This window comes from Neokomagataea thailandica NBRC 106555 (genome assembly GCF_001598495.1).
Lineage (GTDB): Bacteria > Pseudomonadota > Alphaproteobacteria > Acetobacterales > Acetobacteraceae > Gluconobacter > Gluconobacter thailandicus_A.
In genome coordinates this window covers 65,810-82,322 of the sequence record NZ_BCZB01000008.1, presented here as the reverse complement: position 1 = coordinate 82,322, position 16,513 = coordinate 65,810, and the positions used below count along the sequence as shown (strand labels likewise).

25 protein-coding genes are annotated in these 16,513 nt (G+C 54.7%); all 25 read right to left on the bottom strand.

The genetic code is table 11. The features are described 5' to 3' along the window. Positions 1-13 precede the first annotated feature (13 nt). The gene (gene rplO / locus NTH01S_RS04015) at positions 14-499 is read right to left on the bottom strand and encodes a 50S ribosomal protein L15 (protein WP_068169776.1); all 486 of its coding nucleotides are present in this window, start codon (positions 497-499) and stop codon (positions 14-16) included. A 1-nt stretch (position 500) separates the two neighbouring features. Then, positions 501-689, bottom strand: a complete 189-nt coding sequence (rpmD, locus tag NTH01S_RS04010; RefSeq protein ID WP_068169774.1) for a 50S ribosomal protein L30 — start codon at positions 687-689, stop codon at positions 501-503. Beyond that, on the bottom strand, positions 682-1,254 hold the full coding sequence (gene rpsE, locus NTH01S_RS04005; protein ID WP_068169772.1) for a 30S ribosomal protein S5: 573 nt from the start codon (positions 1,252-1,254) through the stop codon (positions 682-684). The genes rpmD and rpsE overlap by 8 nt, the downstream gene beginning before the upstream one ends. Before the next feature lie 12 nt (positions 1,255-1,266). Next, positions 1,267-1,629 (bottom strand): 50S ribosomal protein L18, encoded by a 363-nt coding sequence (gene rplR / locus NTH01S_RS04000; RefSeq protein WP_068169770.1) that lies wholly within the window; start codon positions 1,627-1,629, stop codon positions 1,267-1,269. Further along, positions 1,629-2,165 carry a 50S ribosomal protein L6 gene (gene rplF, locus NTH01S_RS03995; protein WP_068169769.1) on the bottom strand — a complete coding sequence of 179 codons (537 nt, stop codon included), beginning with the start codon at positions 2,163-2,165 and terminating at the stop codon, positions 1,629-1,631. Before rplF ends, rplR begins: the two co-directional genes overlap by 1 nt. 10 nt (positions 2,166-2,175) lie before the next feature. Beyond that, positions 2,176-2,574: a 30S ribosomal protein S8 gene (rpsH, locus tag NTH01S_RS03990; RefSeq protein ID WP_068169766.1), complete on the bottom strand. Its 399-nt coding sequence runs from the start codon at positions 2,572-2,574 to the stop codon at positions 2,176-2,178. 12 nt (positions 2,575-2,586) lie between these two features. Next, entirely contained in the window at positions 2,587-2,892 is a 306-nt protein-coding gene (gene rpsN / locus NTH01S_RS03985) for a 30S ribosomal protein S14 (RefSeq protein WP_068169763.1), read from the bottom strand. A gap of 135 nt (positions 2,893-3,027) precedes the next feature. Then, positions 3,028-3,591 (bottom strand): 50S ribosomal protein L5, encoded by a 564-nt coding sequence (gene rplE, locus NTH01S_RS03980; protein WP_068169760.1) that lies wholly within the window; start codon positions 3,589-3,591, stop codon positions 3,028-3,030. Between the two features lie 10 nt (positions 3,592-3,601). After that, positions 3,602-3,922 carry a 50S ribosomal protein L24 gene (gene rplX / locus NTH01S_RS03975; protein ID WP_068169758.1) on the bottom strand — a complete coding sequence of 107 codons (321 nt, stop codon included), beginning with the start codon at positions 3,920-3,922 and terminating at the stop codon, positions 3,602-3,604. After that, complete coding sequence (gene rplN / locus NTH01S_RS03970) at positions 3,922-4,290, bottom strand: 50S ribosomal protein L14 (protein ID WP_007282731.1); 369 nt, start codon at positions 4,288-4,290, stop codon at positions 3,922-3,924. Before rplN ends, rplX begins: the two co-directional genes overlap by 1 nt. Before the next feature lie 12 nt (positions 4,291-4,302). Continuing rightward, positions 4,303-4,572, bottom strand: a complete 270-nt coding sequence (gene rpsQ, locus NTH01S_RS03965; protein WP_068169756.1) for a 30S ribosomal protein S17 — start codon at positions 4,570-4,572, stop codon at positions 4,303-4,305. Positions 4,573-4,585: 13 nt separating this feature from the next. Then, complete coding sequence (gene rpmC / locus NTH01S_RS03960; RefSeq protein ID WP_068169753.1) at positions 4,586-4,819, bottom strand: 50S ribosomal protein L29; 234 nt, start codon at positions 4,817-4,819, stop codon at positions 4,586-4,588. A gap of 1 nt (position 4,820) precedes the next feature. Then, positions 4,821-5,237, bottom strand: a complete 417-nt coding sequence (gene rplP, locus NTH01S_RS03955) for a 50S ribosomal protein L16 (RefSeq protein ID WP_068169748.1) — start codon at positions 5,235-5,237, stop codon at positions 4,821-4,823. A 52-nt stretch (positions 5,238-5,289) separates the two neighbouring features. Continuing rightward, entirely contained in the window at positions 5,290-5,967 is a 678-nt protein-coding gene (rpsC, locus tag NTH01S_RS03950; protein ID WP_068169746.1) for a 30S ribosomal protein S3, read from the bottom strand. A gap of 3 nt (positions 5,968-5,970) precedes the next feature. Beyond that, entirely contained in the window at positions 5,971-6,378 is a 408-nt protein-coding gene (rplV, locus tag NTH01S_RS03945) for a 50S ribosomal protein L22 (RefSeq protein ID WP_068169740.1), read from the bottom strand. A 2-nt stretch (positions 6,379-6,380) separates the two neighbouring features. After that, positions 6,381-6,659 carry a 30S ribosomal protein S19 gene (gene rpsS / locus NTH01S_RS03940; protein ID WP_011251962.1) on the bottom strand — a complete coding sequence of 93 codons (279 nt, stop codon included), beginning with the start codon at positions 6,657-6,659 and terminating at the stop codon, positions 6,381-6,383. A 16-nt stretch (positions 6,660-6,675) separates the two neighbouring features. Next, the gene (gene rplB, locus NTH01S_RS03935; protein ID WP_068169736.1) at positions 6,676-7,506 is read right to left on the bottom strand and encodes a 50S ribosomal protein L2; all 831 of its coding nucleotides are present in this window, start codon (positions 7,504-7,506) and stop codon (positions 6,676-6,678) included. A gap of 16 nt (positions 7,507-7,522) precedes the next feature. Next, positions 7,523-7,864 (bottom strand): 50S ribosomal protein L23, encoded by a 342-nt coding sequence (locus NTH01S_RS03930; protein WP_068169733.1) that lies wholly within the window; start codon positions 7,862-7,864, stop codon positions 7,523-7,525. Then, positions 7,861-8,475, bottom strand: a complete 615-nt coding sequence (rplD, locus tag NTH01S_RS03925; protein ID WP_068169730.1) for a 50S ribosomal protein L4 — start codon at positions 8,473-8,475, stop codon at positions 7,861-7,863. The genes NTH01S_RS03930 and rplD overlap by 4 nt, the downstream gene beginning before the upstream one ends. An 11-nt stretch (positions 8,476-8,486) precedes the next feature. Continuing rightward, positions 8,487-9,170: a 50S ribosomal protein L3 gene (rplC, locus tag NTH01S_RS03920; RefSeq protein ID WP_068169728.1), complete on the bottom strand. Its 684-nt coding sequence runs from the start codon at positions 9,168-9,170 to the stop codon at positions 8,487-8,489. A 10-nt stretch (positions 9,171-9,180) separates the two neighbouring features. Then, positions 9,181-9,489 carry a 30S ribosomal protein S10 gene (gene rpsJ / locus NTH01S_RS03915; RefSeq protein WP_007282720.1) on the bottom strand — a complete coding sequence of 103 codons (309 nt, stop codon included), beginning with the start codon at positions 9,487-9,489 and terminating at the stop codon, positions 9,181-9,183. 117 nt (positions 9,490-9,606) lie between these two features. Further along, the gene (gene tuf, locus NTH01S_RS03910; RefSeq protein WP_068169725.1) at positions 9,607-10,797 is read right to left on the bottom strand and encodes an elongation factor Tu; all 1,191 of its coding nucleotides are present in this window, start codon (positions 10,795-10,797) and stop codon (positions 9,607-9,609) included. Between the two features lie 114 nt (positions 10,798-10,911). After that, positions 10,912-11,388 (bottom strand): 30S ribosomal protein S7, encoded by a 477-nt coding sequence (rpsG, locus tag NTH01S_RS03905; RefSeq protein WP_068169722.1) that lies wholly within the window; start codon positions 11,386-11,388, stop codon positions 10,912-10,914. 12 nt (positions 11,389-11,400) lie between these two features. Continuing rightward, entirely contained in the window at positions 11,401-11,772 is a 372-nt protein-coding gene (rpsL, locus tag NTH01S_RS03900) for a 30S ribosomal protein S12 (RefSeq protein WP_010502158.1), read from the bottom strand. A gap of 390 nt (positions 11,773-12,162) precedes the next feature. Continuing rightward, a complete protein-coding gene (gene rpoC / locus NTH01S_RS03895) occupies positions 12,163-16,479 on the bottom strand; it encodes a DNA-directed RNA polymerase subunit beta' (protein ID WP_068169719.1) in 4,317 nt (1,438 codons plus the stop codon). Between the last annotated feature and the right edge of the window lie 34 nt (positions 16,480-16,513).

Sequence of the window (16,513 nt, the reverse complement as noted above, 5' to 3'; positions counted from 1 at the left end):
AGGTTTAGTGAACTTAGCCTTCAGCCGAAGCGTCCGCTTTCGGCGTTGCAACCTTGACGCTGCCACCGGCCTTCTCAACAGCTGCAACAGCAGCTGCAGAAGCACCAGCAACTTCAATCGTCAGGCTTTGGCTCAGTTCGCCCTTAGCAAGCAGACGTACACCGTCTACCTTACCACTGACGAGGCCAGCCGCACGCAGCGTTGCTTCGTTCACAACCGCAGCGGCATCAAGCTTACCAGCTTCAATCGCCTTAGAAAGTGCGCCCAGGTTCACTGGAGCATATTCTTTACGGAAGATATTCACGAAGCCGCGCTTCGGCATACGACGGTACAGCGGGAGCTGACCACCTTCAAAGCCGTTCAGCGAGACGCCTTCACGCGCCTTCTGACCCTTGACACCACGACCAGAGGTCTTGCCCTTACCAGAGCCGATGCCACGCCCAAGACGCTTCTTGCGGTAGCGTGAACCTTCGTTGTCACGCAGTTCATTCAGGTTCATGTCAGCCCTCCACCTTGATAAGGTGAGCAACCTTGCGGATCATACCACGTACAGCTGGAGTATCTTCCAGTGTACGGGTTGAACCAATGCCGCGCAGACCAAGCCCAACGATCGTTTCAGCTTGACCGGGCTTACGCCCGATTACTGAAGCAATCTGCGTGACCTGAAGAGTTTTGCCTTGCTCAGACATTTGCACCCTCCTCGGTCTGGACTTGCTCGCGCTTACCGAAAAGCTCAGCTGCCTTCTTGCCACGACGCGATGCGACGAGACGTGGGCTGCTGGCTTTTTCAAGCGCTGCAAATGTTGCCTTGATCATGTTGTGCGGGTTCCGCGTACCCAGGCTCTTAGCGACAACGTCGTTAATGCCCAAGCTTTCGAAGACTGCACGCATCGGACCACCAGCGATGATACCGGTACCTGCTTCAGCCGTACGAACCACAACCTTGCCAGCACCGTAGTGACCGAACAGATCGTGATGCAGCGTGCGGCCTTCCTTCATAGGAACGCGGATCATCGTGCGCTTTGCACGTTCCGTAGCCTTACGAATAGCTTCCGGAACTTCACGTGCCTTACCAGCGCCGTAACCGACACGGCCCTTCTGGTCCCCCACAACGACCAGTGCAGCAAAAGCAAAGCGACGACCGCCCTTTACTACCTTTGCAACACGGTTGATCGTTACGAGCTTGTCGACCAGATCGTCGCCCTGCTCACGCTCACGACCACCACGGCCGCCTTCTCTTGGCTCACGTGCCATGTGTGATCCTCCTTAGAACGAGAGCCCGCCCTCGCGGGCAGCCTCGGCCAGGGCCTTGACCCGACCATGATACATATAAGAGCCGCGATCGAACACGACAGTGCTGACGCCTGCTGCCACACCACGTTCTGCGATCAGCTTGCCGATGATGGAAGCCGCACCAACGTCTGCACCAGTCTTGCCAGCTGAGCGGATGTCCTTCTCCAGCGTGGAAGCGCTGGCGAGCGTACGACCCTGCGCATCGTCGATGATCTGCGCGTGAATGTGCTTGCTGGAACGGAAGACCGACAAACGCGGCCGGCCGCCGCTCTTGCGACGAAGCTGGAAGCGCAGCCGCTGACGGCGGCGTTCCTGCAATCCTTGCTGCGATGCCATTATTTCTTCTTACCTTCCTTACGACGCAGAACTTCGGTCTCGTAACGAACGCCCTTGCCCTTGTAAGGCTCTGGACGACGGAAGCTACGGATATCCAGAGCTACCTGACCAACGCGCTGCTTGTCATTGCCTTCGACGACGATAGCCGTCGGACGCGGCGTCGTGATCTTAATTCCAGCAGGAATCGGATACACAACGTCGTGCGAAAAGCCGAGGTTCATCACCAAGTTAGAGCCCTGAACAGCAGCACGGAAACCCGTACCCTGAATTTCAAGAGCCTTGGAGAAGCCCGTTGAAACGCCCTTGATCATGTTGGCAATCAACGCGCGCGTTGTGCCCCACATCGTCCAGTTTTCGCGCGAACGGCGACCAACTGGGGCGACTTCAACAGAGTTCTCGACGACTTTTACGTCGACGTGACGGGAAATTGGCATCGACTGTTCGCCGAGCTTACCCTTCACAGTGATAACGCCATTCGCCAGAGAAACCTGAACGCCTGACGGAACCTCTACCGGATACTTACCTACGCGAGACATGCGATCCTCCTTAGAAGACGCGGCACAGGACCTCGCCACCAACATTGGTAGCGCGGGCCTCGACGTCCGACAGGACGCCACGCGGAGTGGACAGGATCGACACACCAAGACCGGCGTAAACGCGCGGCAGTTCCTTGATCTTCGAATAAACGCGACGGCCCGGCTTAGAGACACGGTGGATCTCTTTAATAACCGGCTGACCTTCAACGTATTTCAGCTCAATGCGAAGCTGAGAAACACCCTTACGGACTTCTTCTGAAGAGAAGCCACGGATGTAGCCTTCACGCTTCAGAGCTTCCAGGACGCTTGCACGCAGCTTTGACGCAGGAGCAACACAGGCCGCATGACGCGCACGCTGCGCGTTGCGGATCCGGGTGAGCATATCACCCAACGGATCAGACAGAGACATTTATTCGCTCCCTTACCAGCTCGACTTAACCATGCCAGGAATCTGACCTGTAGAAGCCAGATCACGCAGAGCAACACGGCAAAGTTCGAACTTGCGATAGTTCGCACGGGGGCGACCCGTCAATTTGCAGCGCAGACGAACGCGGGTTTCCGCACCGTTACGCGGCAACTGTGCCAGCTTCAGCGTCGCTTCAAAGCGGTCTTCGACCGACAAGGAGCGATCCTTGATAATATTTTTCAACGCGGTCCGCTTCGCCTTATCGCGCTTTGCCATAGCAGCACGACGGTTGTTGCGGTTTACCGCTGAGATCTTCGCCATCTCGAATTTTCTCCCGGAACCTGTCAGGCCAATCCCGACGGTTTTCCAATCGACGCCTCTATATAGGAAACCGGCCTCCCAATGGAAGGCCGATTCTCTATTTTTTGGCACGATCGGTCTGAAAAAATGATGCGATCAGCCTTGGAAAGGCAGTTTGAAAGCCTTCAGCAACGCTTTAGCTTCCGCATCAGTCTTCGCCGTGGTCACAAAAATGATGTCCATACCACGTACGGCATCAATCTTGTCGTATTCGATTTCCGGAAAAACGATCTGTTCCTTGATACCCATGGCGAAGTTGCCACGACCATCAAAGCCCTTGTTTGCCGGAAGACCACGGAAGTCACGGATGCGCGGCATCGCGATCGTCACCAGACGATCGAGGAATTCGTACATACGTGCGCGACGCAGGGTCACCTTACAACCAATGGGCAGACCCTCACGGATCTTAAAGCCAGCGATTGCTTTACGTGCCAGCGTCTTCACAGGCTTTTGCCCAGAAATTGCTGTCATTTCAGCAACAGCAGCATCCAGTTTTTTCTGGTCACCAGCTGCTTCACCAACACCCATGTTCAGCACGATTTTCTCGAGCTTAGGCACCTGCATCGGGTTCGCGTAGTTGAACTGCTCAAGCAGTTCTTTCTTCAGAACCGTTTCGTAGTGCTGCTGCAGACGCGGCAGCACGGACGTGTTGTCTGTCATCTTGCGCTCCTCAGCCCTCGATCACTTCGCCGGTTGCCTTAGCAACACGAACCTTGCGACCGTCTTCCAGAACGCGGAAACCAACGCGAGTCGGCTTGCCGCTTTTCGGATCAACCAGCTTGAGGTTGGACAGGTGGATCGGCATTTCACGTTCGATAATGCCGCCTTCGCTCCCCATGCGGTTAGGCTTCGTGTGACGCTTAGCAACCGCTACGCCCCGCACGACAGCTTTTTCAGCTTTCGGCAGAACAGAAAGCACTTCACCGCGAACGCCACGTGACTTGCCAGAGAGTACCAGAACCTGGTCACCCTTTTTAATACGAGCAGCCATTATAGCACCTCCGGAGCCAGCGAGATGATCTTCATGAACTTGCGCGCACGCAGTTCACGAACCACCGGGCCAAAGATACGCGTACCGATTGGCTCTTGCTGCTTATTGATCAGAACAGCAGCGTTCTTATCAAAGCGAATAGCAGAACCATCAGCACGGCGCACTGGGTAAGAGGTGCGAACGATGACGGCTTGATGCACGTCACCCTTCTTCACCTTACCGCGAGGAATTGCTTCCTTGACGGATACGACAATGATGTCGCCGACCGAGGCAGTCTTCCGCTTGGAGCCGCCCAGTACCTTGATGCACTGCACCCGACGTGCGCCGGAGTTATCGGCTACGTCAAGGTTGGTCTCGGGATGAATCATGTGCCTACCCCCTTATGCGCTAACGGTAGAGGCCTGAACCAGGTCCTCTCCGTTACGACCGACGACAGACCATGTCTTGCGCTTGGAGATGGGTGCGCATTCTTCAATGCGAACAACATCGCCGATTTGGCAGACATTGGCTTCATCATGAGCCGCATACTTTTTAGAGCGGCGGATGAACTTCTTATAGAGCGGGTGCATCACACGACGATCAACAAGAACGGTAACCGTCTTGTCCATCTTGTCGCTCGTGACCCGACCTGTCAGGACGCGCCTTGGCATCGTCCGTCTCCTCTCAGGACTCTGCGGCGGACGTTTTTGCGCCCGCACGGTTCTTCGACTGTGTAGCCAACGTCTTGATACGTGCAATCGCACGACGCACGACCTTAACGCGGCTGGTGTTTTCCGACTGCCCCGTGGCAGCCGAGAAACGTTGGTTGATCTGCTCGCGCTTGAGATCGATCAGAAGAGCTTTCAGCTCATCTTCACTCTTCGCCCGCAGATCAGCAGGCTTATATGTGTCGGCCATCTCACGCGTCTCCGATACGCTGAACGAACTTGGTCTTGATCGGGAGCTTTGCAGCGCCCAGGCTCAGAGCCAGACGTGCAACCTCGGGGGGTACACCCTCGATCTCGAACAGGATACGACCCGGCTTGACGCGTGCTGCCCAGTACTCTGGTGAGCCCTTACCGGAGCCCATACGCACTTCTGCCGGCTTTGTCGAGACTGGAAGATCCGGAAAAATGCGAATCCACACACGACCCGCACGCTTCATTGCACGAGTAATGGCTCGACGTGAAGCCTCAATCTGACGCGCCGTGATCCGTTCTGGTTCCAGCGCCTTCAGACCATAAGCTCCGAAGTTCAGTGTTGTTCCGCCTTTCGCGAGGCCGTGGATGCGACCCTTATGCGCCTTACGAAACTTTGTCCGCTTTGGGGAAAGCATGTTGTTAAATCCTCAATGCACCTGCAAGGAGTTACGGGCTTGCGCCCGTACCTCAACGTTGCGGAGCCTGCTCCGCGGCACGACGATCCTGTGCCATTGGGTCATGCGCCAGGATCTCACCCTTGAAGATCCACACTTTCACGCCGCAGGTTCCGTAAGTCGTCATAGCCGAAGCTACACCGTAATCGATGTCTGCACGCAGAGTGTGCAGCGGCACGCGACCTTCACGATACTTTTCATCACGAGCGATTTCTGCACCGCCAAGACGGCCAGAACATGTGATTCGAATACCCTGCGCACCAAGACGCATAGCAGACTGAATCGCACGCTTCATCGCACGACGGAAAGCAACACGACGTTCGAGCTGCTGAGCAATGTTTTCAGCAACCAGCGTTGCGTCGATTTCCGGCTTACGGATTTCAACGATGTTCAACGCCACGTCGGTCTTGGCCATACGGCTGAGCTCCTTGCGGAGCGCATCGATGTCCTGACCCTTCTTGCCGATCACAACGCCCGGACGAGCAGCATAGATCGTAACGCGCGGCTTCTTAGCCGGACGCTCGATAACCACGCGAGACACACCTGCACCTGAAAGCTTACGACGCAGATGCGTACGCAGCTTCAGATCTTCATGGAGCAGACGAGCATAGTCGCCATCTGCATACCAACGGCTGTCCCAAGTACGATTGACGCCGAGCCGAAGCCCGATCGGATTGACCTTATGTCCCATTGATCAGGCTGCCTTCTGCTCTTTGTCGGTTTCCGGTGCTTCCGCACGTTCAGCCACAATGATCTTCAGATGGCTGAAGAACTTTTCGACTCGTGCAGAACGACCACGACCACGCGCATGAAAACGCTTCATGACAATGGACTTGCCAACTTCAGCTGTCTTCACCACCAGACGGTCAACGTCCAGCTGATGGTTGTTCTCAGCGTTAGCAACGGCGCTTTCCAGCGTCTTCTTAACCTGCTGAGCAATGCGACGACGTGAGAACGTCAGTGCTGCAATTGCCTTGTCAGCAGGCTGGTTGCGGATCATTGCCGCAACCAGGTTAAGCTTACGCGGGCTGACGCGGATGTTGCGCGTAATTGCCTGCGCTTCCGTGTCCGCAAGCGTGCGGATATGCTTCGGCTTGCTCATGTTCAGCCCCGCTTCGACTTCTTGTCGGAGCCATGACCGGTATATGTCCGTGTCGGTGAGAATTCACCGAACTTGTGACCAACCATGTTCTCCGTTACCTGCACTGGCAGGAACTTGTGACCATTATAAACGCCGAACGTCAGCCCGACGAACTGCGGCAGAATCGTAGAACGACGTGACCAAATCTTAATCACTTCATTACGACCTGAAGCACGTGATGCTTCAGCTTTGCCGAACAGATACCCGTCAACGAACGGGCCCTTCCAGACGGAACGTGCCATCTCTATGTGCCCCCTCTTACTTACCGCGGTTGCGGCGACGGATAATCAGGCTGTCCGTCTTCTTGTTAACACGCGTCTTGTAACCCTTTGTCGGTACACCCCAAGGTGTAACCGGATGACGACCACCGGAAGAGCGGCCTTCACCACCACCATGTGGGTGATCAACTGGGTTCATGACAACGCCACGGTTGTGTGGACGACGGCCCAACCAACGTGAACGACCGGCTTTACCCATGTGCTGGTTCATGTTGTCGGGGTTAGAAACCGCACCGACAGTTGCCATGCACTCACCACGAACAAGACGCAGTTCACCGGACTGCAGCTTGATCTGGGCGTAACCATTATCCTTACCGACCAACTGAGCATACGTACCAGCTGAACGTGCCAGCTTACCGCCAGCGCCCTGCTTCAGCTCGATGTTATGCACGATCGTACCAACCGGCATAGAGCCCATTGGCATAGCGTTGCCCGGCTTTACGTCTGTGCGGTGACCCGCAACAACACGATCACCAGCCTTAATACGCTGTGGTGCCAGGATGTAAGCCAGTTCACCATCATCATACTTGATGAGTGCGATAAAGGCCGTACGGTTTGGATCGTACTCAAGACGTTCAACCGTTGCCGCAACGTCGAACTTACGACGCTTGAAATCGACATAACGGTAGGACTGCTTGTGCCCGCCGCCACGGAAACGAACTGTCGTACGACCGTGGTTGTTACGGCCGCCAGACTTGGTCTTACCTTCCGTCAGCTGCTTGACCGGCTTGCCCTTCCAGAGCTCGCTACGGTCAATCAGCACGGTGCCGCGTGTGCTCGGCGTCGTGGGATTAAAGTGCTTCAATGCCATGGTAGTGTACCCCGCCTCAGCCCAGCTTTGCGGTCAGGTCAATAGATTGACCTTCTGCGAGCTGAACATAAGCCTTCTTGATGTCGGAACGACGACCGGGACGCCCCTTGACGCGCTTGATCTTGCCCTTCTGGACCAGCGTGCTTACGCCAGAAACCTTTACGTTGAAGAGCTTTTCAACCGCGGCCTTGATCTGTGGCTTCGTCGCCGTCAGCGCGACCTTGAACACAACCTGGTTACGTTCTGAAAGAAGCGTAGCCTTTTCCGTGATCAACGGTGCACGCAATACGTCGTACAGCGCTTCCTGCGAGAGATTCTCAGCAGCTTTGCGAGCATTCATGACGATAGGTAAAGTCATGCCAAGCGCTCCTTCAGCCCCTCAAGACCAGCGCGCGTGATAACCAGCACGTCATGGTTGAGAATGTCATAGACGTTCGCCCCGAGCGTCGGGATGACGTCAATCTTTGGCAGGTTCGCAATTGCACGAGCGAACAGCTCATCAACCGTACCATCCACGAACAGCGCAGAGGTCAGGCCAAGAGCTTGCAGCTTTGCTGCAGCTTCACGCGTCTTGCTTACGCCGTTTGCTGTTTCCAGCACGATCAGCTTGCCATCAGCAGCCTTCTGCGACAGCGCAGAGATCAGGCCAAGACGACGAACCTTTTTAGGCAGGTCATAGCCATGATCACGGACAACCGGACCATGAACAACACCACCCGTACGGAATTGCGGCGCACGCAATGAGCCCTGACGTGCAGAACCCGTACCTTTTTGGCGGTAAGGCTTCTTCGTCGTGCCGGAAATTTCGCCCATACCCTTGGTACGATGCGTGCCTGCACGGCGCTTTGCCAACTGCCAGTGAACAACACGAGCCATAATATCGGCACGTGGTGCTACAGCGAAAATCTCTTCCGGAAGCGTGATTGAACCTGCGCTACCGTTATCGAGGGTCTTGATATCGTACTGCATACCCCTCGTCCTCAACCGGCGGCTGCCACGGATGCTGCCGGGTACGGCGCATCGGCATGGCGAGCCTTCTTGATTGCATCGCGAATCAGCACAACGCTGTCTTTCGCACCTGGAACCGCACCCTTGACCATCAACAGGTTGCGTTCTTCGTCGACAGCCGCGATCTCAAGGTTAAGCGTCGTAACGCGCTCATCACCCATATGACCAGCCATCTTCTTGCCCTTAAAGACCTTACCAGGATCCTGGCGTTGGCCTGTAGAACCGTGAGAACGGTGACTGATGGACACGCCGTGCGTGGCTTCAAGACCTGCGAAGTTGTGACGTTTCATAACGCCCGCAAAGCCTTTACCTTTGCTCTGGCCCGTAACGTCAACTTTCTGCCCAACAACAAAGTGAGCCGCTGACAGCTTGGTACCAGCTTCAAGCACTGCGTCTTCCGCTACGCGGAACTCCACAAGATGCTTTTTCGGCTCAACTTTAGCGCGCGCAAAATGACCACGGTTGGCCTTGGTGACGTTCTTCACCTTTGCGTTGCTCAAGCCAAGCTGAACAGCTGTATAGCCGTCGCGCTCGTTTGTGCGAGCGTCCACCACCTCAACGTTGTCGAGATGAAGGACCGTTACAGGCACATGAGTGCCATCATCCTTAAACAGCCGGGTCATACCCAGCTTCTTTGCAATCAATCCGGTACGCATCGTCTGGACCTTAGAGTTTGATCTCGACATCAACGCCAGCGGCGAGGTCGAGCTTCATGAGGGCGTCCACGGTCTGCGGGGTTGGCTCAACAATGTCGAGCAGCCGGCGGTGAGTCCGAATTTCGAACTGTTCGCGGCTTTTCTTATCCACGTGTGGAGAACGGTTCACCGTGAACCGTTCGATGTGCGTCGGTAGCGGGATCGGACCCCGAACCCGCGCACCCGTACGCTTCGCCGTGTTTACGATTTCTTTCGTACTGTTGTCCAGTACGCGATGATCGTACGCCTTGAGGCGAATGCGGATGTTCTGGTTGTCCATAGTCTTAATTCGTCCAACTCAAAAATTCGGGTGTCGTCCTACTACCGCCATTTTTGAAAGGAACCCCGGCCGGATAATCCGACCGGGGCCCTTCCGCCAACGGCGAGACGCAGGAGATTAGGCGCTAATGGAAGAAACCACGCCTGCACCCACGGTACGGCCACCTTCGCGAATTGCGAAGCGCAGGCCTTCATCCATGGCGATAGGAGCGATCAGCTCCACGTCCATAGCAACGTTGTCGCCCGGCATGACCATTTCGGTGCCTTCCGGAAGCTGAACAACGCCCGTCACGTCAGTCGTACGGAAGTAGAACTGAGGACGGTAATTCGTGAAGAATGGCGTATGACGGCCACCTTCTTCCTTCGTCAGGATGTAAGCTTCAGCCTTGAAGGTCTTATGAGGCGTAATGGAGCCTGGCTTTGCCAGAACTTGACCACGCTCAACGTCCTCACGCTTCGTGCCACGAACCAGTGCGCCGATGTTATCACCAGCTTCACCACGATCGAGCAGCTTACGGAACATTTCAACACCCGTAACGGTCGTCTTCGTCGTGTCCTTAAGACCAACGATTTCAACTTCGTCACCAACGTTGATCACGCCACGCTCAACACGACCCGTTACCACCGTACCACGGCCTGAGATCGAGAACACGTCTTCGATCGGCATCAGGAACGGACGGTCAACCGGACGCTCTGGCTGCGGGATGTACGCATCAACGGCATCCATCAGCTCTTTAACGCGGTCTTCACCGATTGCAACGTCACCGTCTTCGAGAGTTACCAGAGCGGAACCCTTGATGATGGGGATATCGTCGCCAGGGAACTGGTAAGATGACAGAAGTTCACGAACTTCCATTTCGACAAGCTCAAGAAGCTCTTCGTCATCAACTTGGTCAACCTTATTCAGGAAGACTACCAGTGCCGGAACGCCAACTTGACGTGCAAGCAGGATGTGCTCACGCGTTTGCGGCATTGGGCCGTCAGCAGCAGACACCACCAGGATCGCGCCATCCATCTGCGCCGCACCCGTGATCATGTTCTTCACGTAGTCGGCGTGACCAGGACAGTCAACGTGAGCATAGTGACGGTTAGCCGTCTCATACTCAACGTGAGCCGTTGAAATGGTGATACCACGAGCACGCTCTTCCGGAGCCGCGTCGATCATGTCGTACGCGCGGAATTCAGCACCACCAGCTTTTGCCAGCGTCTTGGTGATCGCAGCCGTCAGCGACGTCTTACCATGGTCAACGTGACCAATGGTGCCGATGTTCAGATGCGGCTTATTCCGCTCGAATTTAGCCTTTGCCATCGTCTCTCTCCAAAACCCCACCTTTCCATAAGGCGGGGGTAAGACTGAAAAGTTCTTCCCAGTGAGTGCCTCAGAAAACCAAGACACTGCCGGAAGCCCTTTAGCGGGTTCTGTTTACCAGCGATAGTGGCTGAACGCTTTATTCGCTTCAGCCATACGATGGGTGTCTTCACGCTTCTTTACTGCTGAACCACGATTATTAATCGCATCCATCAGTTCGTTAGACAGACGATCACACATTGTGTTTTCGCCACGCTTACGAGAAGCATCGATAAGCCAGCGGATCGCCAGCGCCTGACGACGTTCTGCACGAACTTCGACAGGAACCTGGTAGGTTGCACCACCGACGCGACGTGAGCGGACTTCAACAGCCGGCTTCACATTATCAAGCGCGGAATGGAACATCGCAACCGGATCAGCAGAAGATCCACCACGGCCGCGCAGAACTTCAAGCGCACCGTAAACGATGCCCTCTGCCGTGGACTTCTTGCCGTCATACATCAGCGCATTCATGAAGCGCGTGATGACAACGTCACCGAATTTTGGATCAGGAAGGATTTCACGCTTTACAGCGCGGTGACGGCGACTCATGCCAAATACCTCTTACTTCGGACGCTTCGCGCCATACAGCGAACGACGCTGACGACGCTTAGCGATACCCTGCGTGTCAAGCACGCCGCGCAGGATGTGATAACGCACACCGGGAAGGTCCTTTACACGACCACCACGGATAAGAACAACGCTATGCTCCTGCAGGTTGTGCCCTTCACCCGGAATATAGCTCACGACCTCATACCCGTTGGTCAGACGCACCTTGGCGACCTTACGCAGAGCGGAGTTCGGCTTTTTCGGAGTAACCGTGTAGACGCGCGTGCAAACGCCACGCTTCTGGGGACAGCCCTGCAGGGCAGGAACCTTGTTCCGCTTTGCGGCCGGCTCACGGCCGTTCGCGATCAACTGGTTGATGGTCGGCATGCGCCCTTCCCAATCCTTGTCTTGCTCCAGACAGAGAGCCAAAACTCCCTGTCTTCACCTATTTCTCACCGACACGCGGGCTACCCGCCTGCCTACTGCTTATCAAGCCACGAAAGTCACTTGATGCGACTTTCACGGCTTAAAAAGTGCCTACGGCCTTAGCAATCATCTCCCGAAGGAGATTAGCGGCACCGCAAGCGATTCTTTTATCTTCGACGGCTTAATTCGCCTCGAGAGGCGGGGGTAGCCGAGGGCGCGGAACCTACAAAAGGTTCCGCACTAAGTCAAGTGTTTCGGCGAAGATTGGACCGATTCTAGCGTAATCGCTAATAAATCAGATCCGAATCCACACCCCCCATTCTCTAAAGAACGGACAAGCAATGCAGCAGATTATTCTGCCGCATCTTCAACTGCAGTCGCCGGTCGTGCGACTCGACGACGGTCTTCGCTCGCTGCAATACCACGGAGACGGTTCATAACGCTACCCGTTCCTGCAGGGATCAGGCGCCCCACAATCACGTTTTCTTTCAGACCGTTCAATGTATCGATCTTACCGGAGGTTGCAGCATCCGTCAGGACACGTGTGGTCTCCTGGAAGGATGCTGCCGAGATGAAGGACTGCGTTTGCAGCGACGCCTTTGTAATACCCTGCAGGACCGGCATAGCGTTCGCAGGAGTATCACCATTTTCGATCAGACGTTGGTTCTCAATCTCGTACTCAATACGATCCACCGTCTCACCAATCAGGTACGTCGAATCACCAGGCTCCAGAATCTCAACCTTCTGCAGCATTTGGCGAACAATCACCTCAATGTGCTTATCGTTGATCTTCACACCTTGCAGTCGATAAACGTCCTGAATTTCGTTCACCAAGTAATCCGACAGCGCCTCAATACCCATAACCTTTAGAATGTCATGCGGCACACGAGGACCATCGACCAGTGGGTCACCCTTCTGGACAAAGTCACCTTCCTGAACGGAAACATGCTTGCCCTTTGGAATCAGGTACTGCGTCTCTTCATCCGTCTCATCGTTTTTCACAATGACACAGCGCTTAGACTTGTAGTCCTTACCAAATTCAATACGCCCATCACCTTCAGCAATGATCGCATGGTCCTTCGGCTTACGTGCTTCAAAGAGTTCAGCCACGCGCGGCAGACCACCGGTAATGTCACGCGTCTTCGAACCTTCACGCGGAATACGCGCCAACACGTCACCCGCATGAACAACAGCGCCATTCTCAACCGAAAGAATCGAGTCTGGTGACAGGAAGTAACGCGCGTCATTGCCGTTTACCAGCTTAACAACGTTACCTGCCTCGTCCTTAAGCTGCAGACGTGGGCGCAAATCTACACCCTTCGCTGCTTGCTTATAGTCAACGACAACCTTCGAGCTCAGGCCCGTCACTTCATCCATACGCTCAACAAGCGTAATTGAATCGATCAGGTCCAGATACTCAACCGTACCCGCACGCTCCGTGATAATTGGGAGGGTGTACGGATCCCACTCAGCCATCTTCTGGCCACGTGCAACCGTCTCACCTTCACCCACCATCAAACGCGCACCGTAAGGCACACGGTAGCGAGCACGCTCAACACCGTTCTCGTCCTTCAGTAGAAGCTCACAGTTACGGGACATAACGACCGGAACTTTTTGTGAGTTCTCGACAACGTTACGATTCTTAATCGTAATCACGCCATCACGAGATGCTTCCACCATGGACTGCTCAGCACCACGCGTCGCCGCACCACCAATATGGAAGGTACGCATGGTCAGCTGCGTGCCCGGCTCACCGATGGACTGCGCGGCAATAACACCTACAGCTTCACCAATGTTGACCGGAGTACCACGCGCCAGATCGCGGCCATAGCAATGACCACAAATACCAACGCGGCTATCACATGTCAGAACCGAACGAATCTCGATGCTTTCAACGCCTGCCTTCTCGATAGCTTCGGCCATAGCTTCATCTACCAGCGCATTGCGTGGCGCTACGACTTCCTGCGTTACAGGGTGCAGAACATCCTTGGAGATCGTACGGCCCAGAATACGCTCAGACAACGAAGCAACAACTTCACCGCTATCCATAACCGCACGAACCGTGAGGCCACGCTCCGTACCACAATCATTTTCAACAATGATGCAGTCTTGAGCAACGTCCACCAGACGACGCGTCAGATAACCAGAGTTAGCTGTCTTCAGAGCAGTGTCAGCAAGGCCCTTACGCGCACCATGGCTTGAGGTGAAGTAATCGAGAACCGACAAACCTTCTTTAAAGTTTGCGATAATCGGTTGCTCAATAATCTCACCTGATGGCTTCACCATCAAACCACGCATACCCGCAAGCTGCTTCATCTGCGCTGGCGACCCACGAGCACCGGAGTGGCTCATCATCCACACAGAGTTCGTCGGCTTACCGATGACTTGCTTGGAAATTTCTTTCAGCATCGCAGCTTGCACTTCATCCGTGCAACGCGACCAAGCATCAACCACCTTATTGTAGCGCTCGCCAGCTGTAATCAGACCATCCTGATACTGCTGTTCGAATTCCTTGACTTCGTCAGCCGTATGCGAAACCAGCGTCGCCTTCTCAGCTGGGATGATCATGTCATCCTTACCGAAGGAAATACCAGCACGCGCAGCGTGACGGAAACCAAGCGCCATCAAACGGTCACAGAAGATCACCGCTTCTTTCTGACCACAATGACGATAAACCGTGTCAATCACGTCAGACACGTTCTTCTTCGTCAATTGCTTATTGATCAAGCTGAATGGGACCAGCGGATGGCGTGGCAGAATCTGTGCAATCAAAGCACGACCCGGCGTCGTCAAGATCGTTTCACGGATCTTATTACCATCAGCATCAACCGTATTCAGACGCAGACGAATCTTATCGTGCAACTGCAACGAGCCCGCCAGCATGGCGCTCTCAATTTCAGACACATCTGAATAAGCCGGTGGCCCTGCCTTAACAACCTTATCCCCTTCGATCACCGGTTCATCCGGCGTCGCACGGTATTCAGGCACTTCAAGGCTCAGATAGTACAGACCCAAGACAATATCCTGAGACGGCACGATAATCGGCTTACCGTTAGCCGGGCTGAGGATGTTGTTGGTGGACATCATCAACACGCGTGCTTCAAGCTGAGCTTCCAGCGACAGCGGCACGTGAACAGCCATTTGGTCACCGTCGAAGTCAGCGTTAAACGCTGTACAGACCAACGGATGCAGCTGAATCGCCTTACCTTCGATCAACGTCGGCTCGAACGCCTGGATGCCCAAACGGTGAAGCGTCGGTGCACGGTTCAGCATCACGGGATGTTCGCGGATAACCTCTTCAAGGATATCCCAGACTTCCGGACGCTCTTTCTCAACCATACGCTTTGCAGCTTTAATGGTTGTCGCGTGACCATACTTCTCAAGCTTGGAGTAGATGAACGGCTTGAAGAGCTCCAGCGCCATCTTCTTCGGAAGACCGCACTGATGCAGCTTCAGCTCTGGGCCCACCACGATGACCGAACGGCCAGAATAGTCAACACGCTTACCGAGAAGGTTTTGACGGAAACGGCCCTGCTTACCCTTCAGCATATCTGAAAGAGACTTCAGAGGGCGTTTATTCGCACCCGTAATCGCACGACCACGACGACCGTTATCGAACAGCGCATCAACAGCTTCCTGCAACATACGCTTTTCGTTACGGACAATAATATCCGGTGCACGAAGTTCGATCAGACGCTTCAAACGGTTATTACGGTTGATAACGCGGCGGTACAGATCGTTCAGATCAGACGTTGCAAAACGACCACCATCCAGCGGTACTAGCGGACGCAGTTCCGGCGGGATCACTGGAACGATGTCCATGATCATCCAATCCGGGCGTGAACCACTCTCAACGAAGGATTCAACCAGCTTCAGACGCTTAACCAGCTTCTTACGAGCAGCTTCAGACGTTGCCTTACGCAACTTCTTACGCATCATCGTCTTTTCGGAGTCGCCTTCCATGACTTCTGCGTCATAGTCGAACGGATCCGGACGACCCTGCTCCTGAGCTGCGAGGCTTAGTGCGCGCTCTTCATCATTCGGGATACCCCAGTCATAGCTGGAAAGAGCCTTCTTGATGGCTTCCGCACCGATCCCAACTTCAATACCCGCATCTGGGTATTCGTCGAGCAGATCTTCACAGCGAATTTCGTCCAGAAGATACTGGTCACGCTTCTTACCGTGCTTATAGGACTCGATCTGATCAGAATCACAGACGCCCTTATCCAGCACCAAAAAGCGCTCGAAATACAGAACGGGCTCAACGTCCTTCAGCGGCAGATCCAGCATTGTAGCAATGCGGCTCGGCAAGGACTTCAGGAACCAGATATGCGCAACAGGTGAGGCCAACTCAATATGGCCCATACGCTCACGACGAACCTTCGCCAGCGTAACCTCAACACCGCACTTCTCACAGACGATGCCGCGGAACTTCATCCGCTTATACTTACCGCACAAGCATTCGTAGTCCTTAATAGGACCAAAAATACGCGCACAGAACAGACCATCCCGCTCTGGCTTAAATGTACGGTAGTTGATCGTCTCTGGCTTTTTAATCTCACCAAAAGACCAAGAGCGGATCTGCTCGCTCGAAGCGAGCTGGATCTTGATGTGATCAAAGGTCAAGGACTGGCCGGTCTGACCGAGAATCTTCATGAGTTCGTTCATGCGCCGAAACCCCAATCTGCGCCGCGGTTTCCCG